This is a genomic window from Nitrospinota bacterium (assembly GCA_029881495.1).
Lineage (GTDB): Bacteria > Nitrospinota_A > UBA7883 > JACRGQ01 > JACRGQ01 > JAOUMJ01.
The window spans coordinates 49,945-76,695 of sequence record JAOUMJ010000004.1; the positions used below are offsets into that span (position 1 = coordinate 49,945).

Genomic DNA, 26,751 nt, shown 5'->3' on the forward strand with positions numbered 1-26,751 from the left:
ATATTTTAATAGGAGAATTGCCGTGAGATTATTTGCGATTCCGTTTTTTATTTTCCTGACACTCGTCGCGCCTGCGACAGCAGAGACGCCGGAGGAGAAAGGGCTCGCCATAGCGCTGGAAGCGGAGAAGCGCGACAGGGGATGGGGGGATTCCACATCCGAGCTTGAGATGATCCTTATGAACCGGCATGGGGAGACCAGTATTCGCCAGATGAGGGGGGAGTCGCTTGAAGTGGAGGGTGACGGCGACAAATCGCTGATGGTTTTCGATAATCCCCGCGACGTGAAAGGCTCCGCCATGCTTACATGGTCGCACAAGAATGGGGACGACGACCAGTGGCTCTACCTTCCGGCCCTTAAACGTGTGAAGAGGATATCGTCTTCCAGTAAATCGGGCTCCTTCATGGGTTCGGAGTTCTCATATGAAGACCTCTCCAGCAGGGAGGTGGAGAAGTACAGCTACCGCTTCCTTCGGGAAGAACCGTGCCCGTGCGAAGAGCTGAAATCGCTTACCTGTTTTGTCTCTGAAAGTTTTCCGGTGGATAAAAGCTCCGGATACACAAGAATTGTCAGCTGGCTCGATACGAACGACTACCGGTCGTGCAAGGTTGAGTTCTACGACAGGAAGAGCTCCCATTTGAAAACTCTTCTGTCCAGCAATTATAAAAGATTTCTCGACAAATTCTGGAGGCCGATGAGGCTCGACGTCACGAATCACCAGTCGGGGAAGAGTACAACGCTGGAGTTCAAGGAATACAAATTTAAAACGGGATTAAAAGATTCGGATTTCAATCAGAACGCTCTCATGAGATTCAAGTAGGGGTGTGGGAGCGGGTATGAAAGGCGTTGTCGGTCCGGCTGTTCGGTTGATGTGGGGCGTTCTATTTTTCATTGCTCTTCTCCACGTAGAATCGCATGCCGCGGAGATCTCCGGTTATATCGAAGGGGAGGCCAGGATATTTCCATCTTCTCCTCTTTACGACGGGCAGGAGAACCACTCCGGCTCAGTTGCGGTACTGTCGGAGTTTTACCAGGAGCTCGGCCCAACCTCCGCAATGACTATCACGCCATTTGCCAGGTTGGATTCGGGTGATCCGAACAGGACCCATTTCGACCTGAGGGAGTTCTTCTTCCTTCTTCATGGGGAGTGGTGGGAGGTTCGCGCCGGTATCGACAAGGTCTTCTGGGGTGTGACGGAATCCGTGCACCTTGTCGACATAGTGAACCAGACAGACATGCTTGAATCGTTTGACGGTGAGGAGAAGTTCGGTCAGCCGATGCTGAAACTCTCAATTGCGGGAGACGTCAAAGGGATCGATCTTTTCATTCTCCCCCTCTTCAGGGAGAGAAATTTTGCAGGCGAGGGGGGGCGTTTGCGCAGTGAAATACTTGTGGAAGGGGACGAGGCCGCTTATGAAAGCGTAAACAGGGAAAAGAGTGTCGATTTTGCGGTGCGTTACAGCTATACGTCGGGGGGATTCGATCTTGGCATTTCGTATTTCAAGGGGACCGGCAGGGAGCCGTCGCTTCGCCTTAAACGGAACGACATGGGATTTCCAGAGATAGACGCGAAAGGGAACATTCATCTCTTCCCGTATTATGAGCAGATCACGCAAGCGGGGGTCGATATGCTGCTGGTGCTCGATGCGTGGCTGCTGAAACTGGAGTCGATATACAGAACGGGGCAATCCGACAGGGACTGGATGAAAAACGATTTCGCATCTTCGGCGCTCGGCATTGAATACACGGTATACGGGGTCGCCGGTAGCGGCGCCGATGTAGGCATTCTCGGGGAGTGGGTTTACGACGACAGGGGTGATTCCGCCGTCTCCGCGCTCAACAACGACCTGATGGCGGGGCTGAGGTTTTCACTAAATGACGTTTCAGGCTCCACCGCGCTCCTTGGATATATCCATGATTATAAAAATAGCTCTTCTTTCCTCACGCTGGAGGGGAGCAGAAGGCTAAATGACCATCTGAAGCTGGAGCTGCAGGGATTTTACTTCCTCTTCTCCCCGGAGGATGATCCGTCATGGGTGATAAGGAGAGACTCATTCATGGAGGCTCGGCTCGTCTGGTATTTTTAGCTGCTGATAAAAATCGGCAGTAGCAAACAGCTCGGGAAAACTTTGAATCGATATAAAAGTACGCCGCTGTAACCCGGTTACCCGCTTTTTTCTTCTAAATGATTTATTTTTTTATCTATTTTTGTTTGTCCATCAACACTTTATTAAATACAAAATGCAATAAGTAACGAAAAATAAGTATGTTTTATATTAAATATCATTCTCATTATTCGGTATATCAAGGAGGCCTGTATCTATAAATATACATATATGAGCAAAGATGGTATATATTGCACATTTGTGCATGTCGGGATTATTGACGAGTTTTTACCAGTTATATCAACGGTTTCACTTTCCTTTAGTTGATTTTAATCTCATTTCAAGTTAAATTAGATGGAATTATATTGAATTAGGGTGGTAATCGGCTATGGATAGCGTCAAAGAAATGAACGATGATTCATCAGGGAGTGATGAGATCTTCCCTGAACCGAAGATAGCTCTTTCCGGTGCACAGGTTTCCGGCGACGATTATGCGACATCCTCTACCGAGGATACGGAGGAGCCTTTGAATTCCGACTCCGATTCTTTTTCCGACTCCGCGCCCCTGCCCGGCGCTGTTCCGACTGCCGAGACGCAATCAACCCCTGTTTCTGAAGCAGCTGTTCCGGCAAATCCGTTCTCACGGATAATCGGCAACAGCCAGCAGCTGAACAAGGTTTTTGATTCTGTAAGGAAGATTGCCGACACCGATTCCACTGTGCTGATACTCGGCGAATCGGGAACCGGCAAGGAGCTTTTCGCCAGGGCGATACATGATCATTCGCCGAGAGCAAAAAACAATTTTGTTGTAGTGAACTGCGGCGCGATACCGGAGGATCTCCTTGAAAGCGAGCTCTTCGGCCACGAGAAGGGATCGTTTACCGGCGCCATAAGGACGAGGCTCGGGAAATTCGAGCTTGCCAACCACGGCACGATCTTCCTCGACGAGATAGGGGACATGAGCCCTTCCCTCCAGGTGAAGCTGTTAAGGATACTGCAACAGCAGGAGTTCGAGCGCGTCGGCGGAAACCAGGTTATCCGCACGTCGGTAAGGGTTCTTGCCGCCACGAACCGCGACCTCCAGAAGGCGATAGCCGAAAAGAAGTTCCGCGAGGACCTCTTTTACCGCCTCAACGTAATCCCGCTCAACCTCCCTCCCCTGCGGGAGAGGAAGGACGATATCCCGAAACTTATTGAGCATTTCATGGGGCGCTTCAACAGGAGCAAGAACCGAAGCGTCAGCTCCGTCACCTCCGAAGCGATGAGCGCGCTGATAAAGTACGACTGGCCCGGCAATATAAGGGAGCTTGAGAATATCTGCGAGCGGATGGTTGTCATGACCGGCGAAGGGGAGATAGGGATGGATGATCTGCCGTTCCATATCGTCCCGGACAACGTGGAGAGCGAACAGCTCCTTCACGACATGCTCCTTGTAGGTAGCGAGGAGGTTGATCTCTTTGTTCCTCAGGACATCCCGCCCGGCCTGGTGGTAAAACTTCCGGATGAGGGGATAAGCCTCAAGGATGTTGTCGAGGAGTATGAAACGATGCTGATAATGCAGGCGCTCGAAAGGTCTAACTGGGTAAAGAACAAGGCGGCCACGCTCCTTGGACTAAACCGCACTACCCTCGTCGAAAAACTGAAGAAAAAGGGTATCAACCGCTAGACGCTATCTCCGCCACCCACTCCCGCTCAAGTAAAAGCTTCTCTCCGTCGAAAATTTTTCCTGTAATGCGGTCACCGGCTTTGTAGGAGCCGACCCCTTTCGGTGTTCCGGTCATTATTATGTCGCCATCCTCTAGCGTGAAATGCCTTTTAGCTTCCGCGAGTATTTGAGAGGGATTGTGTATCATCAGTTCCTCCCCCCCCTCCTGTGCCGCGCTTCCGTTTATCGAAAGGGTGAGGCGGAGGTTGCCTAACCTCTCAAGCGTTATGAAATCGCTGAATACGGCAGAGCGGTCGAAAGCTTTCGCCTTCTCCCACGGCAATCCCTTCGCCTTGAGCCTTTTTTGCACCTCCACAAGGGTAAGGTCGAGGCCGAATCCGACGCCGGCATACTCCCCGTTCTCCACGATGAACGATATCTCCCCCTCGTATCGGCAGACCTCCTCCGGTACGGAGAGCGTGGATGATATGGAGCTGTTCGGCTTCATAAAGAGCACAAGCTCCCCCGGCTCCCAGTTGCCGAGTTCCTCTATATGTTCGGCGTAATTCATTCCGACACAGATCACCTTTGTCGGAAAGTATTTTCTCTTATCAAACAGAACGGAATTCAATTCTCTCCCCCTTTACGCGAAGCGGACGATTTGGGAAAACTATGACAGGGTATCAACCTTTTGCCCCACATTCATTTTATAAACGAAGGCCTCCCTGTTTCCGTAAATGTATACAGGCTTGAATCCTTTTAGCAGAAACCGGTAGGTGATTATCACGGCGGTAGGCTTCAGTTCGCGTCTGAATTTTTCATGGAGCTGGTCGGTCGCCTGGTGCGAGAGGTAGCAGTAGACGAAATCGGCGTCGCTCAGCTCCGTACTGCTTGCCGAGGCGAGCCGGATCTTTATTTTGTCCGACAAGCCGGCTCTCCAGACGAGAAGCCGCGCGATAAGAACTTTCAGCGGGTCTATCTCTATGCCGACCCCTTTTGCGCCGAATGTTTTTGCCAGATATAAAAGCACCCTTGCGTCGCCGCAACCGAGGTCGTAAACGAGCGAGTTCTCGTTTATCCCCGCTACCTTGAATATCTGTTCGATATCCTTTTGCGGGGTGGGGAGCCATACGGCGCCGAAGATTCCGGGGAGTCCGATAGAAAGGGCGATTATGAGAACAAAGCCGAGAGGGAGATAGTAAAGGAGTGATTCCAACTATTCGTATATCCCAATCAATGGAAAAGGGAAGGGGGCTGGATCAATCGTGACCGGCATCGTCCCTGTCGGTCAGCGACCTGTACGCGGCCCGTAGCGGAAAATAGGCGATGCTGATGAATACCGCCAGCAGTATCAGAGCATGCGGCGAGGTCAGAACCTCATAGATCGGATTGTTAACAAGAATCGCGACTGAATACCCAATCCCGATAATTCCGGCGAGAACGGGGAAGATTACCGCTTCCGTTTTTGCCCAAATACTCTCTTTATTATTTTCCAATGTAATCTGTTCGCTCATTTAATCGTTCTCATTTTTTATATCAGTAAAGATAATATGTTGAATGGGGTATCACCGCAAGTCATTTCGGAACAGCGAGTTCATAACCTCACGCTGAATGTTTCAAATCCGTTTCCAGGTTCTTCCCATCTGGCATCAACCGATGTGACCCTTGCCGATGGGGGACCCTTTTTGCACCAGGCGACAAGTTTTTCGAGCTTTGACTTTTCCCCTTCGGCTACAATCTCGACCGTACCGTCCGGCAGATTTTTTGCCCATCCGGTAAGGCCGAGGGAGAGCCCGGTCTCGGCCGTAGTTGAGCGGAAGAAAACCCCCTGCACAATTCCGTGCACTATCAGGTGTACCCTCGCTTTTTCACCCATTTTTGAGCGCCTCTTTTATCTCCTTAATTATCATCTCCGCCGCCTTTAAAGGTTCCTCCGCGGCAAGGATAGGGCGGCCTACGACGATATAATCCGCTCCGTCCATTATCGCATTAAAAGGGGTGGAAATCCGTTTCTGGTCGTCCGTTTTGGCCCATTCCGGTCTCACTCCGGGGGTGACGATAAGAAAATCCTTTCCGAATTTTTCGCGAAGCCTCCTTGTTTCGAGCGGCGAGGCGACTACTCCGTCGAGACCTGAGCCAATCGCTGTACCGCAAAGCTCCTCAACCCGGTCTGGGAGAGGTGTTCTTATTCCGGCGATGTTCATCTCCGCCTCGTCCATCGAAGTGAGGATGGTAACGGCGATGAGGAGGGGAGGTTTTTTTATCTGTTGTACGGTTTGCGCGGTTTTTTTAAGAGCCGCCGGCCCGGCGAGAGCATGCACGTTTATCAGGAAGGCGCCGCTTTCGCACGCGGATTTGACGGCACCCGCCATCGTATTCGGGATATCGAAAAATTTCAGGTCGAGGAATACCTTGCCGCCGAGAGTGTTTATTTTTTTTACGATCGAAGGGCCTGCCGTGCAGAAGAGCTCAAGGCCGACCTTGAAAGTGCTGACGGCAGGGCGAAGTCTCTTCACCCATTTCAACGCTTCCGCTCCCGTGCCGACGTCAAGCGCGACTATCAATCTTTCAGCAGGAGTTATCTTTTTCAAACCGCTCTCCCTACCTCTCCTCTATCTGGTCTATCGGCGTAACGGCATTGACATCCTTTTTCCCCTTTTTAGCTGTGGTTTTCAGGATGAGAATGCTCGCTTCATAAAGTATCACTATAGGGATAGCCAAAACGACCTGGGTAAAAACATCAGGCGGGGTAATTACCGCCGATATTACAAACGCAGTTACGACCAGATAAGGGCGGAACCCGGCGAGCTGTTCCACGGTCACCAGGTCGGCCATGTTCAGGAAAATGACCACGATGGGGAGCTGGAAGACAATTCCGAATACCACCATTAAATTGAGGCAAAACCCAATCACCGCGGAAATAGAGAGCATCGGCAATAGTGTTTCTCCGCCGAACCCAAGAAGAAAGGCCAATCCGTAGGGGAGTATCATGTTGAAACAGAAGAGGGCGCCGGCTGTGAAGAACAGCGTCGAGAAAAAAATGAATCCTGAGAGGTATTTTTTCTCCTTCTTTAAAAGCCCGGGTGCCAGAAACGCCCACGCATGGTAGAGGAAGAAGGGGAGGCCCAGAATGCCCGCCGCGTAAAAGGCTATTTTCATATGGACGAAAAAGGCTTCAGTAGGGCTTATGAAGACCAGTTTACCCCCGGGGAGGAGCGAGGTAAAAGGTGCAAGGAGGCGGTCCGAAACGGCCCATGTTGCGAAGAAAAGGACAAACACCATTCCAAGGCAGAGCATCAGCCTTGAGCGAAGCTCCTCAAGGTGCTCGGTAAATGGAACTTTCTCGCCCTCTTTCAGTTTCTTGATCATCATTCTCTCCAGTGGAATCATAAGGATAACACGCGATTTTCAGAATGTCTTTTTCGCGATGCATTTTAAATATGAGGGAAGGGTCATCCATGTTTTTTCCCGGTTTTTGGAACATCGCCTCGCCAATCCCGGGGAGTTACCCAAACCTGCAATATGGTTTAAACTTGTTATACTTGTTTGCAACGGCTTATCCAGCCGGTATGGATCGAAATAGGGAGCATTCGATTATGGATGACAGGTTATTACGGAGATTGGCGGGCGTCAGGCCGGCATATATTGTTCTTGTGTCGGTGCTTGCCTCTGTCAGCCTCACCCTGGTAATTGTCTCCATATGCAGTCTCTATTTTTACGGTCGCGTTACTTTCGAGTTTATCGCTACCGGGATCATCGCCTCTTTCTTTGTGGCTTTCTTGGTCGTCATGTTTCTGCAAAAAATTACGAATAGCATTATGGAAGTGAAGCTCCAGTCGGATTCCATGATCCAATCCCTGGAGAAAAATATCTCCAATATCATCCAAAAGAGCAATGACGTCTTCTACAGGACCAACCTGAAGGGGGAGATAGTCTGGATATCTCAATCGGTTCAAAAGGTGATGGGATATTCTCCGGAAGAGTTGATCGGGAAGGATATTTCCAGTTTTTACGTAAATCCGGAAGAGCGATTGAGGCTCCAGGAGTTGCTGAGGGAGAATGGCGGATTCGTAAAGAATTTTGAGGCAAAACTCCGGAAGAAGGATGGGAGCGAGATATGGCTCTCAACGGACACCGGTTATTATTACGACGAACACGGGAGCATCGCCGGAGTTGAAGGGGAGACCAAGGATGTAACCGAAAAGAAGGAGATCGAAAACGCCCTGAGGCTCTCCGAGGAAAAGTACAGAACGCTTATCGAAAATATACAGGAGGGGATATTCCTCCTTCAGGAAGGGAAGTTCGTCTACGTAAATGACAGGTTTGCCGAAATGACCGGCTACAAGGTAGCCGAGATAATTGGAAAGGAGTTTGCCCCTTTCGTGGCCCCGGAAGACAGGAACAAGGTTTTCGAGCGGTACAAAAGGAGGTTGCAGGGGGAAGACGTTCCAAAGGAGTACGAGTTCCGGCTCCTGCATAAGGATGGCAATGCGCGGGTGGTTGTGCATATGCTGGTGAGTCTCACCCAGTATCAGGGAAAACTGGCAACCACCGGTACGATCACCAATGTATCCGAAAAGCGGAAGATGGAAACTCTCTATCAAAAAGCCCAAAAACTCGAATCTGTGGGATTGCTGGCTGGCGGCATTGCCCATGATTTCAACAACCTCCTCACCTCGATACTGGGCGGTCTCTCACTGCTGAAGCTTACTATCGACAAGAGCGGAGATGACGAGGATTTGCAGATAGTCACGGAATCTATAAACGCCACTAAGCGCGCGAAAGACCTCGCAAGACAGCTCCTTTCATTTTCGAAGGGGTCGGAGCCTGTAAAGAAGCTGTTAAGCCTCAAAGATCTCCTGATGGACTGCGTGTCGTTTTCTCTTCGGGGTTCGTTATCGAATTATTCGTTCGATATTGTCGACGACCTCTGGAACGTGGAGGCCGATGAAGGACAGCTTAACCAGGTATTCAATAATTTGATAATCAACGCGGAACAGTCAATGCCGGACGGCGGCGTGATAGATGTCTGCGCCTACAATATAAACATATCGTCGCACAGCGGGATACCTCTTCCACCAGGGAAGTATGTTCAGATTACGGTTGAGGATGCCGGCCACGGAATACCGGATGAATATCTCGACAAGATATTCGATCCCTACTTCACCAGTAAACAGAAGGGGAGCGGGCTCGGCCTTGCGTCAGCATATTCGATAATCAGGAACCACGGCGGATTTATCGATGTTGAATCCGATCTCGGAAAGGGGAGCAGGTTCCATGTATTCGTTCCGGCCAGCGATTTGGCGATAAATGAATACGCCTCTTCTCCAGCGCTTGTGAAAGGCCATGGGAGGGTTCTTGTTATGGATGATGAGGATGTCGTAAGGAATGTTCTCGGCAGGATGTTAAAGAGGCTGGGGTACGAGACGGAGTATGCCGTCGACGGCGAAGAGGCCGTCAGCATTTACAGGCAAAACCTCGAAAACGGCACCCGGTTTAAGGCGATAATTACCGATCTCACGATACCCGGCGGGATGGGGGGAGAAAAGGTCTTGAAAATCCTCAAGGAGGCCGACCCTGAGATCAAGGCGATAGCAACAAGCGGCTACGCGCTTGATCCCATAATGTCGGATTATCCCAAATACGGATTTGCCGGAATTCTTCAAAAACCTTTTGAAATGGAAAACCTAAGCGTGGTACTGGAAAAGGTGACGGCGGAGAACGGCGGGAAATCATAACTCCCCTTATTTGGCTCTAATAACAACTTAATAAAGAGCTTTCCGGGCCTATTCCAGCATTGGGGTATCGTTTCCCGTAACGGCTCGGTTATTATCAATGTAATGAAAACTCTTCTCCACTATCTGAAGCTGGTCGCGATAGTTGTAGGCGCAGGGACGCTCAGCGGCCTCTTTGTGATGCTTATCGCCCTGAGGGACAAGGGTGAGGTGGAGGTTCCCTACATAGAGAGGGAAGAGATAGTCACGGCCCTTGAGAAGATATCTTCGGTTGGGCTGAACCTCAAGATGACCGAACTTGCCTATCACGATCATCTGCCGCGAAATTATGTGATAAGCCAGAATCCCGAAGCGGGGAAGGGGCTAAAGCCGGGGCGGGATGTCCGTGTTGTTGTCAGCAAGGGTGTGCGTGATTTTGTCATGCCGGACGTAAGGGAGATGTCGCTTCGGCAGGCAAAAAACATTCTTTCCCAGCGCGGCATGAAGATCTCCCAGGTAGAGGAGGCGCATTCCGATGTGAAGGAGGGGTATGTCATCGTCCAGTCCCCTCCGAGAGGGAGAAGGATAGATAAGGAGGCGCGCGTGGAGCTTTTTGTCAGCATCGGCCCGTGGCCGGAAAAATTCATCCTCCCCGATTTCCGCGGGGACGCGGCGGGGGACGCGGCGAGCGAGATACAGATGGCGGGGTTGAAACTTGGAAAGCTCCGCTACTCCAGCGAAGGGGACGGTTTGCCGGATACTGTTGTGGCGCAGGAGCCGACAGCAGGTAAACCTGTAGAAAAGGATGAAGAGATATCACTCGTTATAAAGAAGGAGAAGTCCTCCGCATCAAAGAAGGGGCGAACCTATACCGTATACAACTACACGGTTCCTTCAAACGCCTCCGGCACCGTCCGCGTAAAGGCGGAGAACGTCGACGGCGAAAAGGATATCTATCTCCGCTCCCACAAGGGGGGACAGACGATATCCATCCTTGTGGAGGTTGCCGGCAAAACAACGGTAAGGATATTCCTTGGCGACGAGCTGATGGAAGTTAAGGATTTTCAGTAATCGCGGAATTTGACCCGACGGCGGCAAGGAATGGTAAACTAGACCTCGTTTTTTACAGGATATTCCTTGTTGCGTTAAAGAAATAGTTTTCGTATTTAGGGGAAAGACAAATGGCTCTAATAGCGCCCTCGATACTCTCGGCGGATTTCGCACGCCTCGGCGAAGAGGTAAAGGCGGTAGAGAAAGCCGGCGCCGACTGGATACATGTCGACGTCATGGACGGCCATTTCGTTCCGAACATAACCATCGGTCCGCTTGTTGTCTCCGCCGTAAGGCCTGTCACGAAACTCACGCTCGACGTGCATCTGATGATAGAGAACGTCGATACATACATACCGGAGTTCGCAAAGGCTGGCGCCGATTACATCACCATCCATCAGGAGGCGGGGAAACATCTCCACCGCTCGCTGATGATGATAAGATCGCTCGGTAAAAAAGCGGGTATCTCGCTAAATCCGGCCACGCCTGTGGAGAGCATCCGTTCCATCGCAAAGGAGGTGGACCTTGTTCTTCTCATGTCGGTAAATCCCGGGTTCGGCGGGCAGTCTTTCATCGAAAGCTCCATCGCCAAGGGGAAGGAGCTTAGAAAACTGCTCGATGAAACAGGCTCGAAGGCCCTTATCGAGATGGACGGCGGCATCGGCACCGGGAACGCAAAAACCGTCAGGGAAGAGGGTTGCGTAGATGTTATCGTCGCCGGCTCCGCGGTCTTCGGCTCGAAGGACTACGCGGACGTGATCGCAAAGCTGAGAGGGTAGCCTCCGGCGCATCGTGACCTATCTTTCATATAGATGAAAGCTTTTCCTGTAAACCATCCATGCGCATCCACATTTTTTTATTTAATGGAAAGTTGCAGATGGGGTAATAAAACCGGGTCAGCTTGAAAGCGTTTTGAGCGACTGCCTGATTATCTCCGATATGGAGAGTTCCTTTTCAGGCGCCGATACCGCCATTACCGCTTTTTCCGCCTGCGCCCTTTTGTAGCCGAGGTTCACGAGCGCTTCTACAGAATCCCGTATATCGGCGCTTCCCGACAGCGCGGTTCCGGCGCCGGTCGGCGGTGCCATTTTATCCTTCAGCTCGATTATGATCCTTTCGGCGGTCTTCTTGCCGAGGCCGTGAACGCGGGAGAGTTTCGCCACGTCGTTATTCGCGATTGCCGATTCGAGGTTGCTTGAGCTGATGCCGGAGAGTGTCTGTATAGCGAGCTTCGGACCGACGCGCGAGACGGTTATCAGTTTGTTGAAAACATCCTTCTCATCGGTATCGAAAAATCCGTAGAGGTGCAAAGCGTCTTCCCTGGCTATCGTGACAACATGAAGCCTTGCGTTCTCCCCCCTTTGCGGAAGTTTTTCATAGGTGTTGAGCGATATGAAAAGCCGGTACCCGACCCCACCTACATCGAGGATGACCTGCGTCGGTTTTTTCTCCGCCACAATTCCGGTAAGCAGGGCGATCATTTGAGCGCAAGCCTCTTCAACGCGGGCGCCGAATGTATATGGCATATCGCGACGCCGAGCGCATCGGCGGCATCGGCAGGCTTTGGAGCCTCTTTGAGCGAAAGGAGACGGCGCACCATCCCGGCGACCTGATGCTTCTCCGCCTTCCCGTGTCCCGTAAGCGCCTTTTTCACCTGAAGCGCGCTGTATTCATATACGGCGATGCCGCGGTTTACGGCGGGGAGCATCGCGGCTGAGCGCGCCTGACCAAGAAGCAGTGCCGATCTCGGATTCTCGGCGGTGAATATGTTTTCTATCGCCGCTTCGTCCGGAGAATATTTTTCGATTATTTCGCTGAAGCTCCTGTATATTTCACCCAGCTTTTCTGGGAGATTTTTGGACGGGTCTGTCTTTACCGCGCCGAAAGCGACGAGGGAAAGCCTGTTCCCTTTTTCCTCAACGAGCCCCCACCCCGCTATTCTGCTTCCCGGATCTATGCCAAGGGTAAGGATGTCCGTTACTCCGAAAGCTTCTTCATGATTTCGTCGGAGATGTCGAAATTTGCGTAGACCTTTTGAACGTCGTCGTGGTCCTCGATGCTATCCATCAGTTTGAGCATTGCCGCCGCTTTGCTCTCGTCGAGGCTTACGGTATTTTGAGGGATCATTGTCAGCTCGCATTCTGTCGGTTCCAAGCCTTTTTTCTGAATGGCTTCCCTTACCGCTTCGAAATTCGAGGGTTCGGTCCTTATCTCGTAAACATCATCTTCGGTCTTGATGTCCTCCGCCCCTGCTTCGAGAGCCAACTCTATCAGCTCATCTTCAGATATCTGGTCGACCGGAATTTCGATGTACCCCTTGTTGTCGAATAGATAGCTCACACTGCCGGTAGTCCCCATGCTCCCTCCGCTTTTGCCGAGAAGGAGCCGTATTTCCGGGAGTGTTCTGTTCTTGTTGTCTGTCGCGCACTGAATGAGGATGGCCACTCCCCCCGGCCCGTATCCTTCATAAGCGACCTCTTCTATCATCTGTCCGGGGAGTTCTCCCGTCCCTTTCTTGATGGCTCTGGTAATGTTATCGGCCGGCATGTTCACCGATTTCGCGGCGTACACGGCTGTTCTTAGCCTCGGGTTGGCATCTATATCTCCTCCTCCCGACTTTGCGGCAAGAGTTATCTCCTTGATATATTTTCCAAAAATCTTCCCCTTTTTCTGGTCGGCGGCCCCCTTTTTCCGTTTTATCGTCGACCATTTTGAATGACCTGACATCGTAATGCTCCCAAAAAGTAAGGTTGTATCTGTAATTTGCTGTTGAGAATGTTATCACAGCTGAAATGCGCCGCATAGCGGACAACTTTTTCCTCTGAGTTGATCTGATTTCTGCGGGGAGGCAGGCTCATCCTTTCCGGATTTTTTCGATATCCTCCTCCCCCTTCGCCTCTATCTTGCGGATGTCTGCTGAGTATCTTTCGGTGATGTCGTCACGTTCCGCCGGATTGGAGGTTTTTGACAACGCCTCCCGAAACATTATCTCCTCCTGGGCGAGCCTCGCGGCGGTTTTGGAGCGCACTTCGGCTATCCCCTTTCTTTGTTCGTCGGTCAGTTTGCGGTTCTCTCCACCGGATCTTTCCATGGCGAGTTCTATGGCGCTTTTCATTACTCCCTCCGATTCAGAAACATTCTTTTCCAGATGATACATTATTTCGCGCCGCTTATCTGGTCAAGTACGCGCGCGCAAGGTTATAATCCGGTCATGTCCGAATTGATCGAACCGCAGGGAGAATCGCCGGCAGATGTCGTCATTGATGAAAGCCTCAGGCCGAAATCGATCGACGATTACGTCGGGCAACAGAGGATAAAGGAAAACCTCAAGATATCGATAGCCGCCACGCGCAAACGTGGCGAAGCGCTCGACCACATCCTTTTTTACGGACCTCCCGGCCTCGGAAAGACCACTCTCGCCTACATAATGGCAAACGAGCTTGAAGTGAACATAAGGGCCACCTCCGGCCCTGCCATAGAAAAAGCGGGAGACCTCGCCGCAATACTTACCAATATCGAAGAGAACGAGATAGTCTTTATCGACGAGATACACAGGCTTGCCCCGCCGGTGGAGGAGATACTCTATCCCGCCATGGAGGACGGGAATATAGATCTCGTTATCGGGCAGGGCCCGTCGGCAAGGTCGGTAAAGCTGGAAATCCCGCCATTCACGCTGGTAGGAGCCACAACGCGAGCCGGGCTTTTAACCTCCCCTTTAAGGGACAGGTTCGGCATTGTTCACCGTCTCGAATTCTATACCGAGGGGGAGCTTGCGCAGATAGTCAAGCGTTCAGCCGGAATCTTAGGCGCTCCTCTCGACGATGAAGGGGCAAGGGAGATCGCGCGCCGCTCGCGGGGAACCCCCCGCATCGCCAACCGGCTCCTTAGGCGCGTCCGTGATTACGCGGAGGTAAAGGGTGACGGCAGGGTAACCATGGAGATAGCGGGTCTCGCGCTCCGCATGATAGATATCGACGAAATGGGATTCGACAGAATGGATAGAATGCTTCTCCTTGCGATAATAGAAAAGTTCGGTGGAGGTCCGGTAGGGCTGGATACGCTTGCCGCCGCCATCAACGAGGAGAAGGATACGATAGAGGATGTCCTGGAGCCGTATCTCATCCAGGAGGGATTTCTCCAGAGGACACCTCGCGGAAGGGTCGCCTGTGAAGCGGCATATCGTCACCTGAAAAAAAATCCCCCTTCACGACAAAAAGAGATCTTTTAGGGCTACTCGAAAGAAGCCCTTTTCGACAGAGCCGTCCGGGGAAAACAGCCTCTCTCCCCCAACGAAATCTAAAAAGAGACTGTAACGGATGTTGCGACACTCGTATTTCCGTTACAGACAAATATAGTTATTTTGTATATAATTTTCCAATCTGCGCTTTAGCACAGTTTAAACCAGCGGTGTCTCTCTTTTTGCGGTTTTAAGCTGGTTTTATTTTATTTATGGGGAGAGCTAAATGAGTTCGTATTTTAAGAGTTCTGAATCTTGTGTCAGGTTTTTGATGCGTGTAAATATTTTGATTTTATCTCTGTTCATTAGTGCTGTCTTTAATCCATCGCCTGCGTATGCGGAAGTGCAGGTGGTTGCGTCGAACGATCTCTTCGATATGGACATAGTCGACCTCATGGAACTTGCTGTCACCACCGCGTCGAGAAAATCCGAGAAGCTTGTGCATACCTCCTCGGCAGTATATGTAATTACATCCGAGGCTATCAGGAACAGCGGAGCGACGACCATACCCGAAGCGCTGAGACTTGCGCCCGGGCTTCAGGTAGCGAGAATGGGATCGCACAGCTGGGCGATAACGTCGCGCGGTTTCAACAATGCATACGCAAACAAGCTCCTCGTATTGATAGACGGGCGGAGCGTATACACACCTCTCTTTGCGGGGGTCTACTGGGATGAGCAGGATACCCTGATGGAGGATATCGACAGGATAGAGGTGGTCCGAGGTCCCGGCGGCACCATGTGGGGGGCGAACGCCGTGAACGGGGTGATAAACATCATCACGAAAAAGGCAAACGAAACGGAGGGGACACTCACCTATATCGGAGGGGGCGATTTTGAAAAGAAATTTGCCGGTTTAAGGTATGGCGGGAAGCTGGGTGAAAACAGCTCGTACCGCATGTTCACGAAATATGACGACAGAGGCTCACTGGTAAAAAATGGTACTGATGAAAACATAAACGACGATTGGGATACCGGGAGATTCGGATTCAGGATAGATTCAGAACCTTCCAGTACGAACACGTTCATGTTGCAGGGTGACATCTTCAAAAAGAGGAATGATTACACCTCAGACTCGCAGACACTGAAGTACGGCGGGGATATCGTCGGAAATTGGAGCCATACCATCTCGGAGAAATCAAAGACCGATTTGCAGTTTTATTACGACAGGACCGAAATGTTCGACGAGGATTCCTCGAGGATAATCGAAACGCTGGATCTTGATTTTCAGCACCACCTCTCTGCGGGTGACAGGCATGATTTGAGCTGGGGAGCCGGGATGAGAAACATCAGGTTTGATAATGAAAATACCTCCCCCCCCATTTTCTACGATCCGGCGAAGCGGGAGGACAGCCTGACAAACGTTTTTTTGCAGGACAAGATAGCCGTTTCCCCCGGCCTGTTTTACTGGACTGTCGGGGCAAAGGTTGAGAACAATCCCTACACGGGGGTTGAGTACCAGCCGAATACCAGGTTCCTTTACACACCGGGTGAGAAGAACGTCTTTTGGGGTGCGGTATCAAGGGCTACCAAAACCCCCACGCGCGCCGACATGGACATGGGGATGTATAACTCAAAAGGGGGGCTTTTCCTAGTTCCGAAGAAGGATATGGCGTCGGAAATTCTCGTCGCCTACGAGCTTGGCCACCGCGCGATGCCGTCGGAAAAACTTTCATTTGATACCACCATCTTCTACAACGACTACGACAAACTTGAAACTACCGAATGCGGATTTGCCGGCGGTTCCATGCAGTGCTACCAGGACAACCAGATGTACGGAACCACCCACGGATTTGAAGCGGCCGCGAATTGGAGCCCGGTCCATGACTGGGTGCTCACCGCTACCTACACGTTCCTTGAGATGGATATGAAACTTCTCGATGGTTCCGAATCGATATACGCCACCGACGAGATGGAGTGGGAAAACCCCAAACAGCAGGCAAGGCTCAACTCCTATATCAAGCTCCCCTATAACATGCAGTTTGATTTGGCGGTATTTCATTCCGCCCCCGTAAGTTTCCAGCTATACACCGGCGAATACAAGCTGGCAGGCTACACGCGCGTAGATACCAGGCTGTCATGGAACGCGGGGAACGGATTTGTCACCTCGCTTTTTGTACAGGACGTGCTTAACGAATCAGGGCGCGGGGAATATAAAGGGGCAAGTTACGATCCATCTACTGACGTGGAAAGAAATGTATATCTGAAAGTTTCGTTTGAAAAGTAAACCGGGCAGGGGAGCATCGGAATTTTGAAAAGAAAGAACGGAGAGATACATGTCATCGCGGCGGTAATCTCCCTACTTCTCTGCTCATCCGCCTTTTCAAGTGAGAAGGTATTCACCGAGTACCAGGTAAAATCCGTTTTCATATACAACTTCGCGAAGTTCGTCGACTGGCCCGAACAGGCATTCAGTAGCGAGGCCTCCCCTGTAAACGTATGCGTGCTTGGCGAAGACCCTTTCGGCAACGAGATGGACCTCCTCACAAAAAAATCGGCCAGGGGGAGAGGATTCGACGTTCTCAGGTTCAGCAAGTTCAAGGATAAGGAGGAGCTGAAATCGTGCCACCTCCTCTTTATCAGTAAATCGGAAGAAAGCCGTATCGGCTCGATAATCGAGTCCCTTTCGGGATTCGGTGTCTTAACCATATCCGATGTGGAAGGTTTCATGGATTCCGGGGGGATCATTGAGTTCACGATGAGGGAGAACAAGGTTCGCTTCGCCGTAAATCTGAAGGCCTCCGAACAGGCAGGGATAAGAATAAGCGCGAAGCTTCTGAAACTTGCCGAGGCGGTGAAAAAATAGCCATGCCGAAAACCAGGGACTTCACGATAAAGCAGAAGCTGGGGCTCATCATCGGGGTGACCACTGTTGTGGCGCTCCTTCTCGCTTCGGTGTCGTTCATCCTCTACCAGAGATACATGCTAAGGCAGACCATAGTGCAGGATCTCTCTTCGCTAGCGGAGATCACGGGAAACAACAACGCCGCTTCACTCGCGTTCATGGACACCGGTTCGGCAAGGGATACGCTCGGTGGCCTGAGCGCCAGGCCGTCTATCGAAGGGGCCGCTATATACTCCGCTGACGGCGAGCTGTTCGTGAAATATATAAAGATGAACGCGGATTTTGACGTTCCTGAATACCCAGGCGAGGACGGGCAGAGCTTTTCAGGCGGGAGGCTTATCCTTGCAAGGGGGATAATATTCGACGGTGAGAGGATAGGTACCTTTTTCCTGGCGGCAAACATGGACGAGCTGAACGCACTGACAATAAAAAGTTCGATGACAGTTCTGCTGGTAATGTTTATTTCGTTGATAGCCTCAATGATCGTCTCTTCAAGGCTTCAGGGGCTTATTTCAAATCCGGTAGCGGCCCTTTCAAGCCTCGCCATATCGGTTTCTGAGAGCAAGGATTATTCCGTCCGCGCAAAAAGCGACAGCCGCGACGAATTCGGCGACCTCATGAACGCGTTTAACGAGATGCTTGAACAGATCCAGTCAAGGGATCAAAAGCTGAGGGAACATGGCAAAGAACTGGAAAAGGAAGTTGAGGAGCGTACAAGAGAGTTGAACATCGCCAATACGAATCTAAACGAAGAACTATTGGACCGCAGAAAGGCGGAACAGGCGCTTGCCCGCACGCTAAGCGAACTGGAAACGATAATGAACGCAAATCCCGACATCCTTTACGTCGTAAACATGGAAGGGAAACTGATCAAATGGAACAACGGACTGGCAATGCTCACTGGGCTGGGGCCGGACAAGCTGATGCTACGGCCGATAACCGAATTCATTCATGAAGATGACCGGGATATCGTCATGAGGAGGGTAAAGGATGTATTCCAAAATGGGGAGGCAACGGTCGAAGCGAGATTCTTCGACAGGAACGGCGACCTTTTCCCTTACTACTGCAACGGAATTGTTCTCAGGAACGAAAAGGGGGAAGTGACCGGCTTTACCGGAACGGGGCGCGACATCTCCATACTGAAGGAGACAGAGCTAGAACTGCGAAGGGCAAAGGATAGCGCCGAGGAGGCCACAAGGCTAAAGGACAAGTTCGTATCGCTAGTTTCCCACGACCTCAAAGGGCCTCTTGGAAGTCTTTTGGGATTTCTGGAGCTTATCAAAAGGGACTCTGCGAATGGCATCTCTGCGGAATCGGGAAAGTACCTAAGCATCGCCCTAGATTCCGGCGAGAAAATGCTCACATTGATAGATGATCTCCTCAACATCAGCAGGCTCAAGACCGGAAACATCATGCCGCACTACACATTCAACGATCTTCACATTATCATGTTGAAGATTCTTTCCGGCCTCGCCTATCCCGCGTCCCTGAAGGGTGTGACAATACAGAACGACGTAAGACCCGGCATCCGCGTATATGCCGATAAACAGCTTCTGCAGGAGGTTTTGCAAAACCTTATTTCAAATGCGGTGAAGTTCTGCAATCAAGGGGACACTATCAGGATATTCCTTCCGTCAGGAAACGGGGGGCAAATTTCCGTTGCCGACACCGGGCAGGGGATCGCCCCCGAAAGGATAGGTAAACTCTTTAATTACGAAGAGAAGACCTCCACTATAGGCACCGCAGGTGAGACCGGAACGGGGCTGGGGCTCCCGCTTTCAATGGACATCATAAAGGCGCACAAGGGGAACATAGCCATAAGTTCCGAAGTTGGCATAGGGAGCACTTTCACCGTTTCGCTCCCGATAGTGAAGCCTGTCATTCTCCTTGTGGAAGACGACATAAACCTGATGGAACTCGTAAAGTTCATGCTTGAAGGGCTGGATGTGTTTATTATGGAAGCGAGGGACGGACAGGAAGCACTCGATATTCTCAGCGAGAAAACCCCTCATCTCATTCTCTCCGACATAATGATGCCGCGAGTGGATGGTATGGAACTGCTCGAAAAGGTGAGAAATACCGAACTCCTTAAAGATATCCCTTTTATAGTAATGACAACTTCCAGGGAGCCTGAAGTATCGGAGAGAGCTTTTCAGCTTGGAGCGGACGACTTCCTGGTAAAACCGGTCACGCAAAACGAAATGATCCCGCGTATCAAGAGATTTATTTTATAGGCCGCTACAGGCGGTTGTACTTCGGTTCACATTTTTCGATTCCTTTGTTCGATAAACGTACAGCAATCCAGATATTTTGCGTATTGACGGTACCGGAGTTCAGAAATTATGAAACTTCCAGATATTGTTAAGCTTAAGCCTTATGAAACCAAATCCTTGCATGTGGTAAAATGTACTTGGTTGGAACTTCCATCCGAAATATGCGCACTAAACGGTGGAAATTCCCTAAAGGGGAGAAATCAGATTTGTTGCGAAATGGAACGTTTTTTTTACTGATTTTCTGCATCATGGAAGCTACGAAAGGGAGAAGCTGATCTCTCTGGATGAAAGCGACGGCATAAAAAACCGTCAATTTCCCGTATGGGTGTACGTAATGCAAGGAGTAGCCTGAGACAGATCAGGATCTTTCGGTGTAAATATGACCTCAAAGCCGCAATCAGGGATAGCAAAGCTGATTTTTTCCCCTTGGGGAGCCGTATTGGTATGGAGTGTCTTTATCGCCATCTCCCTTCTGTGGAACATCAGCCACCATAGGAAAGACACCCTGGAAATGGCGGTCAAGGAAGCAACCATCCACTTCAACAAGGATCAGGCTTTCAGGTACTGGGTTACTTCGCATGGCGGCGTTTACGTCCCTGTGGATGAAAGAACACCTCCAAATCCTCTTCTTTCGCATGTGCCGGAAAGGGATATCGAAACCAAATCGGGAAAAAAACTTACCCTGATGAATCCCGCTTACGCCTTGCGCCAGTTGATGAACGATTACAGCGACAAATACGGGATAAAAGGGCGCATTACGAGTCTGAAACTCCTTAACCCGGCAAACGCTCCCGACGAGTGGGAAAAGAAAGCGCTAAAGTCCTTCGAGAATGGCGCGGCTGAAGCGGTTGAATTCACCAAGATCGACGGCGTTCCGTTTCTGAGGTTCATGCGTCCGATGATCACCGAAGAGGGATGTCTTAAATGTCACGCGCATCAAGGGTACAAGGTCGGCGATGTGAGGGGTGGGGTCGGGGTAATCCTTCCGGTACAGCCGTATATGGAAATAGAGAAAAGCGAAGTTGCATCAATAGCCATCTCGCACAACCTGTTCTGGATAATCGGGCTTTTTGCCATCGGGTTCGTATCGAGGCTGAATAAAAAGAGGATACAGGAAAAGAGCGAGGCCGAACAGGCAGTTTTCCTTTTCAGGACCCTTCTTGACCGCTCCAGCGACGCCATCACCGTTGTTGATCCCGACAACGGAAGGTTCCTCGATTTCAATGAAAAGTTCTGCGCTAATCTCGGTTACGGACGCCATGAGATCATGGGGAAGAGCATTATTGATATCGATTCAACCATCAAGGATATCTACGAGTGGAACAAGCGAATTGAAGAGCTGGAGAAACATGAAGAGCTTGTTTTTGAGAGTGTGCATGTCCGGAAGGATGGCTACAAATTTCCGGTAGAGGTCAGCGTAAAGCTTGTTCGGGAAAAAGGGAAGAGGTTTATCATTGGAGTCACCAGGGATATTACGGAGAGAAAGCGCGCGGAAGAGGCGCTCTTGCGGAGCGAGGAAAAATACAGGCTGTTGGTGGAGAGCGGTCTCCTGATCGCGTGGGAAGCGAAGTTCCCTTCGCGGCAGTTCACCTTTGTAAGCTCGCATGCCGGAAAGCTCACAGGCTACAGCGAAAAGGAGTGGTGCAAGCAGGATTTCTGGGTGAACCATCTTTATACCGAAGACAGGGAGAAGGCAATAAAACAGAGCGGGGAGCTTGTCAAAAAAGGTGAGGGTCACACACTCGAATATCGGATGATCGCGAAGGACGGCAAGGTTATCTGGTTCAAGGATATGGTGAGCGTCATAAAGGATTCGGCCTCGGCGCCTGTCGGCCTGCGCGGGTTCCTTACCGATATAACAGAAAGAAAAAACATGGAAGATCTTGCCAAGAGCAGGGGGGAATCCCTCGCCAGAGCGCAGGAGATAGCGCACATAGGGAGCTGGAGCTGGGATGTTCAAACAGGCCATCTCTACTGGTCCGACGAAAATTTCAGGCTCTTCGGATTCTCTCCCCAGGAATTCGAGCCTACGTATGAAAAGTTCCTTGAAATTTTACATCCATCCGATAGAGAGAGCGTGATCCAGGCCGTCAATCTCACGCTGGAGGGGGGCGGGAATTACGATATTGAACATAGGATCGTCCGTCCCGACGGCACGGTAAGGCTGATACATGGGCAGGGGAGGGTTGAATACGGGAGGGACGGAACGCCTGCAAGGATGTATGGCACGGGACACGATATCACCGATCAGCGGAAATCCGAGGAGACCATGCGTCTGCAGAGCGAGATGATGGCGAACATGGGGGAGGGGGTTCTGCTGATAAAGGCCGACAACATGAAAATAGTTCACGCGAATTCCAGACTTGAGAAGATGTTCGGCTATGGTGAGGGGGAGCTTTTGGACAAAGAGGTCGCCATACTTAACGCGCCCACGGAACGCGATCCGAAGGAGACCGCGAGGGGAATAGTCACTCTGCTGCAGGAAAAAGGTTTCTGGCAGGGGGAGGTTCACAATATCAAAAAGGACGGTTCCACGTTCTGGTGTTTTGCGTCAATCGCGGGGTTCGACCACCAGGAGTACGGGAAGGTCTGGATATCGGTGCATGCCGACATAACCGAAAACAAACGCGCAGAGGAAGAAAAACTTCTTTTCAGGAGGCTTGTCAACAGATCTAACGACATGATCCTTCTGGTCGACCCGGAGAGCGCGCTCATTCTCGATATAAACGACAAGGGGTGCGAGCACCTCGGATATGACCGTGAAGAGTTGATGAAGATGCGGGTAATAGATTTCGACGCAACCGTAAGTGAAGTTGAAGCGTGGCAGGCACACACTGCGGAGCTGGAAGCTAAGGATTCACTCCTCTTTGAAAGCGTTCATATAAGAAAAGACGGCGCCCGGATACCGGTAGAGATAAACGTAAAGCTGGTTTCGGAGAGCGGCAGAAGCTTTATAATCGGCGTGGTTCGGGATATATCCGACAGAAAGCGCGCCGAAGAAGAGCTGAGAAACAGCCAGAAGATACTCGCCCGCGCCCAGAAGATAGCAAATATTGGAAACTGGACATGGGATGTGCCGGATCAGAAGTTCAGCTGGTCGGATGAGCTCTATCACATACTCGGTTTAAGCGAGAAGAAGGGGAAGGCGGATTACCTGGCGATACTGGAGACGACCCACCCGGAGGAGAGGGAAGGATTGAAGCGGGCAATTTTCGATGCGCTCGAAGAGAAAAAGCCATGGAACCTTGATCACAGAATAGTTCTTGAGGATGGGAATATTCGCGTAGTGCATCACCAGGGGGAGGTCACCTTGAACAGCGATGAGGAGGTCCTCCTCATCGAAGGGACGTTGCAGGATATTACCGAACGGAAGGAGGCCGAGCGCGCCCTGGAAAAGTCGGAGAGAAATATCAGGGCGATAGTCAAATCGGTCGGAGAAGGGATAGTCGTTGCCAATCGTGATTCGCGGGTGACATTCGTGAACGGAGAGCTCTGCGAAATTTTCGGCTGTTCCGAAGAGGAGATTATCGGACAGCCGCTCGAAATACTTATGCCGGAGCGTTTCAGGGAATCTCACAGGACGTCATTCAAGAGATATCTGGAAGGTGGGAAAGCGAGGGTCGTAGGGAAGAGGATCGAACTGGAAGGCCTTCGAAAGGATGGCTCGGAGTTCCCGCTTGAACTGAGGATCGAGGAGTCGGTATGGGATCACCAGGAGAAATTCTTCGTAGGCGCGATAAGGGATATTACTGAAAGCAGGCGAATCTTCGAGGAGCTCCGAAAGGCGAAGGAAGAGGCTGAAGGGGCCACAAAACTGAAGGACAAGTTTGTGTCGATGGTCTCGCACGACCTCAAGGGGCCGCTTGGGAACATGATGGGATACCTGAAACTGCTGTTGAACGAGCAGGCCGAGCCGCTGGGGGAAGGGGCAAATGTCATCCTCGGGTCCGCGCTGAAATGCGGCGAGGGGATGATAAGCCTGATAGAAGAACTCCTGAATATCTCCCGGCTTAAGACCGGTAAGCTGGTTCCGCAGATGAGATTCCACGATCTGTATGTTGTCTCATTGAGAGCGCTTTCGGGTCTCAGCTATCTCGCCCTCCAGAAAGGGATCGAAATTGTTAACGAAATAAAGCCCGGTGCGAGGGTCTTCGGAGACGAGCAGCTCCTTTCGGAGGTTGTCGCTAACGTCCTTTCTAACTCGATAAAATTCAGCGGGCGCGACAGCAGGATAACGATATCCCACTCCGCAGGAGAGAAGACACTCCTTGCCATCAAGGATAACGGAGTGGGAATTCCGCCCGAAAAAATTGAATTCCTGTTTGATTATGAGGTGAAGACATCGACCGTCGGAACCGCCGGGGAGACCGGCACCGGCCTCGGTCTCCCGCTGGCAATGGATATCGTCAAGGCGCATGGGGGGGATATATCGGTGGATTCAAAGCCGGATGCCGGGAGCAGCTTCACTATTGCGCTTCCGGTCGTGACGCCGAGGATCCTCGTGGCGGATGACGATGAAGGTGTACTCCATATCATCAGAACGATCCTTGCGGATGAGTCGGTGGAGATAATCGAAGCGCTCGACGGCAAGGAGGCGATGGAGCTCATCAGGGAGAAGGCTCCGCACTTTATAATCGCCGATTTCCACATGCCTGAGATCGACGGCCTAAAGCTCCTCGAAAGGGTGAAAAAAGAGAAGTCGATCAAGAACGCGGTATTCTTTATCATGACAAGCGACAAGGATACAGAGATAAAGGAGAGGGCGTTCCAGCTTGGGGCGGATGATTTTCTAAACAAACCGATATTGAAGGGGGACCTCCTCCCCAGGGTGAGGAGATATATAATTTAGCTGCCGAGGGTTGCAGTCCTTTGCTGTTCATAGTCATGGCAGTTCAATCACCTTTGCGGACGCGGGAATGAAAAATATCCAGCGCGATCGGGCGGGAAAAGAGCGTTTGAGTAATCTCGCCTACCTTCCGAAGTGGCGGAACAGTCTTTCTTTTTCGATGTTTATCGCCACCGGCCTTCCATGCGGGCAGGTGTAGGGGAGTTCGGCTCTACCGAGTTCGGCGACCATCGCGGTTATTTCGTTGAGCGAAAGTGTATCTCCCGCCATGACCGCCGCTCTGCATGCCATGTTTGAAACGAGTCCCGATATCATCGTCGTGAAATCGGAGTCGCGGTTTCCAGCGATACTCTCGGCGAGTTCGTCGATGAGCGGGACGATATCCTTTCCCGAAAGGATGGCCGGGATCTCCCGGACGATGAAAGAGGTGTCGCCGAACTCCTCTATCTTCCATCCCAGGTCGTCGAACGTTTTGAGATGGGCGCGTATGACATCTGCCCGCCCATGTTTTTTGTCTATCGTCAGTGGGATAAGTAGCTGTTGCCGCTCTACCTTTTTCTCCTTCAGTCGCTTGAGGAACTTTTCATAAAGTATCCTCTCGTGAACGGTATGCTGATCCATTATTACCAGCCTGTTGCCGTCTTCAATGATGAGAAGGGTATCGAACAGCTGACCGACAACTTTCGATTGAGGGGAGAGGACACCATGCACCGGCGAAAATACCGGAATCTCCCCAAGGGGGGGGTAATTGCTTCTGTCGTTTTCTCTGAGCGGTTCGCTCCAAAGCTCGAACGATCGTTCAAACCCGGCAGACATCCCCGTTTCGCGCTTGTTGGCAAGATGAGGCTCCATTTTGGGAGCGGGATAACCGGAGAGCGCCGGGGCGACGTAGTAGTCTGTACCGGCAGTTTGCGCCGCGACAGAGTATCCACCTCCACCGGCGTATTTTGAAAGCGACTGCCTGACGCAGGCGATGATGGCGGAAGTAATCCTCCCGGGGTCGGAAAAACGGACTTCGGCCTTTGTCGGGTGAACATTGACGTCGACTTCATTTACAGGGAGTTCGATAAAGATGAAGATGACCGGCTTTCTGCCGCGCGGGATGAGATCGTCGAACGCCCTGGCGAGCGACATCCTGATAAGGGGATCCTTCACCGGACGGTTGTTAACGAAAAAATATTGGTCCAGATTTGTTGCCCGGTTGAATTCCGGCTTTCCGGCGAGGCCTGAGACATGGAGTGTGCCGTCGGCCAATTCCATCTTCACCAGGTTTTCAGAATATTCCGAGCCGAATATCTGGTGAACCCTTTCGAGGAGCGACGAGGCGGGGGGGAACTCCATCACCCTCTTTTTCTCCTTTATGAATGTGTACCTGACGGAGGGGGTCGCCAGCGCGGCCTGTATTATCCTTCCGGTGATGTGACCCATTTCGGTTGTGTTGGCCCTTGCGAACTTCCTCCTGGCCGGCGTGTTGTAGAAAAGGTTTTCAACAATAGCCTCCGTTCCGCCGATAGGGGGGCTTTCATGGCTGCTCACGGTTTTGCCGCCGTCGACCACTATTGTCCTTCCGCTCTTTTCGCCGCTCCTTTGTGATGAGAGCGTAAACCGCGAAACGGAAGCAATCGAGGGGAGCGCCTCGCCACGGAAGCCGTAAGTGCCGATATTGAATATGTCGTCGAGCTCGAATACCTTGCTCGTCCCATGCCTCGCAACCGCCAGATGAAGCTCGCCGGAGGGTATCCCCGCGCCGTTGTCCTTTACACGGATCCTCTTCCGTGATAGCGACACCTCCACCTCTATGGAGGTCGCCCCGGAATCGAGGGAATTTTCGATAAGCTCCTTTATGACGTTTGCGGGCCTCTCGATCACTTCACCAGCCGCTATCTGGCTGGCAAGCTCCGGGGGCATAACTTTTATTTGACCGCTATTCTCCATAAGCCGATAATTTACCTTTCTGTCTGCATGGTAATAGTAATGCGTCCGCCATGCAAGCGGTAAGATAATTAATGGTAGTAATATATATACCACATAACAGGAGA

At 51.3% G+C, this 26,751-nt stretch carries 22 protein-coding genes; 11 read left to right on the forward strand and 11 right to left on the reverse strand.

Annotated elements, in window-relative coordinates:
- Nucleotides 1-22: 22 nt before the first annotated feature.
- The 3 genes from OEY64_02630 (at nt 23) to OEY64_02640 (ending at nt 3,771) form a co-directional block, all read left to right on the forward strand.
- On the forward strand, nt 23-820 hold the full coding sequence (locus OEY64_02630; protein ID MDH5541839.1) for an outer membrane lipoprotein-sorting protein: 798 nt from the start codon (nt 23-25) through the stop codon (nt 818-820).
- A gap of 16 nt (nt 821-836) precedes the next feature.
- Nucleotides 837-2,087, forward strand: a complete 1,251-nt coding sequence (locus tag OEY64_02635) for a hypothetical protein (GenBank protein MDH5541840.1) — start codon at nt 837-839, stop codon at nt 2,085-2,087.
- 406 nt (nt 2,088-2,493) lie between these two features.
- A complete protein-coding gene (locus OEY64_02640) occupies nt 2,494-3,771 on the forward strand; it encodes a sigma-54 dependent transcriptional regulator (protein ID MDH5541841.1) in 1,278 nt (425 codons plus the stop codon).
- On the opposite strand, the gene OEY64_02645 is transcribed toward OEY64_02640, so the two are convergent.
- The 6 genes from OEY64_02645 to tatC all read right to left on the reverse strand — a co-directional run bounded on the left by OEY64_02645 (nt 3,761) and on the right by tatC (nt 7,122).
- The gene (locus tag OEY64_02645; GenBank protein ID MDH5541842.1) at nt 3,761-4,381 is read right to left on the reverse strand and encodes a fumarylacetoacetate hydrolase family protein; all 621 of its coding nucleotides are present in this window, start codon (nt 4,379-4,381) and stop codon (nt 3,761-3,763) included. The genes OEY64_02640 and OEY64_02645 overlap by 11 nt on opposite strands.
- 39 nt (nt 4,382-4,420) lie before the next feature.
- Nucleotides 4,421-4,966, reverse strand: coding sequence for a class I SAM-dependent methyltransferase (locus OEY64_02650; protein ID MDH5541843.1), 546 nt, complete (start codon nt 4,964-4,966; stop codon nt 4,421-4,423).
- A gap of 43 nt (nt 4,967-5,009) precedes the next feature.
- Complete coding sequence (locus OEY64_02655) at nt 5,010-5,264, reverse strand: hypothetical protein (GenBank protein MDH5541844.1); 255 nt, start codon at nt 5,262-5,264, stop codon at nt 5,010-5,012.
- A gap of 80 nt (nt 5,265-5,344) precedes the next feature.
- Nucleotides 5,345-5,626, reverse strand: a complete 282-nt coding sequence (gene yccX, locus OEY64_02660) for an acylphosphatase (protein ID MDH5541845.1) — start codon at nt 5,624-5,626, stop codon at nt 5,345-5,347.
- Nucleotides 5,619-6,341: an orotidine-5'-phosphate decarboxylase gene (pyrF, locus tag OEY64_02665; protein MDH5541846.1), complete on the reverse strand. Its 723-nt coding sequence runs from the start codon at nt 6,339-6,341 to the stop codon at nt 5,619-5,621. Before pyrF ends, yccX begins: the two co-directional genes overlap by 8 nt.
- A gap of 10 nt (nt 6,342-6,351) precedes the next feature.
- Nucleotides 6,352-7,122 (reverse strand): twin-arginine translocase subunit TatC, encoded by a 771-nt coding sequence (gene tatC / locus OEY64_02670; protein ID MDH5541847.1) that lies wholly within the window; start codon nt 7,120-7,122, stop codon nt 6,352-6,354.
- A gap of 224 nt (nt 7,123-7,346) precedes the next feature.
- Here tatC and OEY64_02675 point away from each other — a divergent pair, with 224 nt between their 5' ends.
- From OEY64_02675 to rpe, 3 genes are all read left to right on the forward strand, one after another.
- Nucleotides 7,347-9,488, forward strand: a complete 2,142-nt coding sequence (locus OEY64_02675; protein ID MDH5541848.1) for a PAS domain S-box protein — start codon at nt 7,347-7,349, stop codon at nt 9,486-9,488.
- A 102-nt stretch (nt 9,489-9,590) separates the two neighbouring features.
- Entirely contained in the window at nt 9,591-10,535 is a 945-nt protein-coding gene (locus tag OEY64_02680) for a PASTA domain-containing protein (protein ID MDH5541849.1), read from the forward strand.
- A gap of 110 nt (nt 10,536-10,645) precedes the next feature.
- Nucleotides 10,646-11,293, forward strand: coding sequence for a ribulose-phosphate 3-epimerase (gene rpe / locus OEY64_02685; GenBank protein ID MDH5541850.1), 648 nt, complete (start codon nt 10,646-10,648; stop codon nt 11,291-11,293).
- A 117-nt stretch (nt 11,294-11,410) separates the two neighbouring features.
- Here rpe and ruvA read toward each other — a convergent pair whose 3' ends face one another.
- From ruvA to OEY64_02705, 4 genes are all read right to left on the reverse strand, one after another.
- Complete coding sequence (gene ruvA, locus OEY64_02690; protein ID MDH5541851.1) at nt 11,411-12,040, reverse strand: Holliday junction branch migration protein RuvA; 630 nt, start codon at nt 12,038-12,040, stop codon at nt 11,411-11,413.
- Nucleotides 11,992-12,453: a crossover junction endodeoxyribonuclease RuvC gene (ruvC, locus tag OEY64_02695; protein ID MDH5541852.1), complete on the reverse strand. Its 462-nt coding sequence runs from the start codon at nt 12,451-12,453 to the stop codon at nt 11,992-11,994. Before ruvC ends, ruvA begins: the two co-directional genes overlap by 49 nt.
- A 38-nt stretch (nt 12,454-12,491) precedes the next feature.
- Nucleotides 12,492-13,241, reverse strand: coding sequence for a YebC/PmpR family DNA-binding transcriptional regulator (locus OEY64_02700; GenBank protein ID MDH5541853.1), 750 nt, complete (start codon nt 13,239-13,241; stop codon nt 12,492-12,494).
- A 127-nt stretch (nt 13,242-13,368) separates the two neighbouring features.
- On the reverse strand, nt 13,369-13,629 hold the full coding sequence (locus OEY64_02705) for a hypothetical protein (GenBank protein MDH5541854.1): 261 nt from the start codon (nt 13,627-13,629) through the stop codon (nt 13,369-13,371).
- Between the two features lie 96 nt (nt 13,630-13,725).
- Between OEY64_02705 and ruvB the strand changes: the two genes are divergently transcribed.
- The 5 genes from ruvB to OEY64_02730 all read left to right on the forward strand — a co-directional run bounded on the left by ruvB (nt 13,726) and on the right by OEY64_02730 (nt 24,715).
- Nucleotides 13,726-14,742 (forward strand): Holliday junction branch migration DNA helicase RuvB, encoded by a 1,017-nt coding sequence (ruvB, locus tag OEY64_02710; protein MDH5541855.1) that lies wholly within the window; start codon nt 13,726-13,728, stop codon nt 14,740-14,742.
- A gap of 358 nt (nt 14,743-15,100) precedes the next feature.
- Nucleotides 15,101-16,975 (forward strand): TonB-dependent receptor, encoded by a 1,875-nt coding sequence (locus OEY64_02715; GenBank protein MDH5541856.1) that lies wholly within the window; start codon nt 15,101-15,103, stop codon nt 16,973-16,975.
- Nucleotides 16,976-16,999: 24 nt separating this feature from the next.
- Entirely contained in the window at nt 17,000-17,554 is a 555-nt protein-coding gene (locus OEY64_02720; protein MDH5541857.1) for a YfiR family protein, read from the forward strand.
- A 2-nt stretch (nt 17,555-17,556) separates the two neighbouring features.
- Nucleotides 17,557-19,827, forward strand: a complete 2,271-nt coding sequence (locus OEY64_02725; protein MDH5541858.1) for a response regulator — start codon at nt 17,557-17,559, stop codon at nt 19,825-19,827.
- Nucleotides 19,828-20,245: 418 nt separating this feature from the next.
- A complete protein-coding gene (locus OEY64_02730) occupies nt 20,246-24,715 on the forward strand; it encodes a PAS domain S-box protein (GenBank protein ID MDH5541859.1) in 4,470 nt (1,489 codons plus the stop codon).
- Between the two features lie 120 nt (nt 24,716-24,835).
- On the opposite strand, the gene mutL is transcribed toward OEY64_02730, so the two are convergent.
- Nucleotides 24,836-26,620, reverse strand: a complete 1,785-nt coding sequence (gene mutL, locus OEY64_02735; GenBank protein MDH5541860.1) for a DNA mismatch repair endonuclease MutL — start codon at nt 26,618-26,620, stop codon at nt 24,836-24,838.
- Nucleotides 26,621-26,751: the final 131 nt, after the last annotated feature.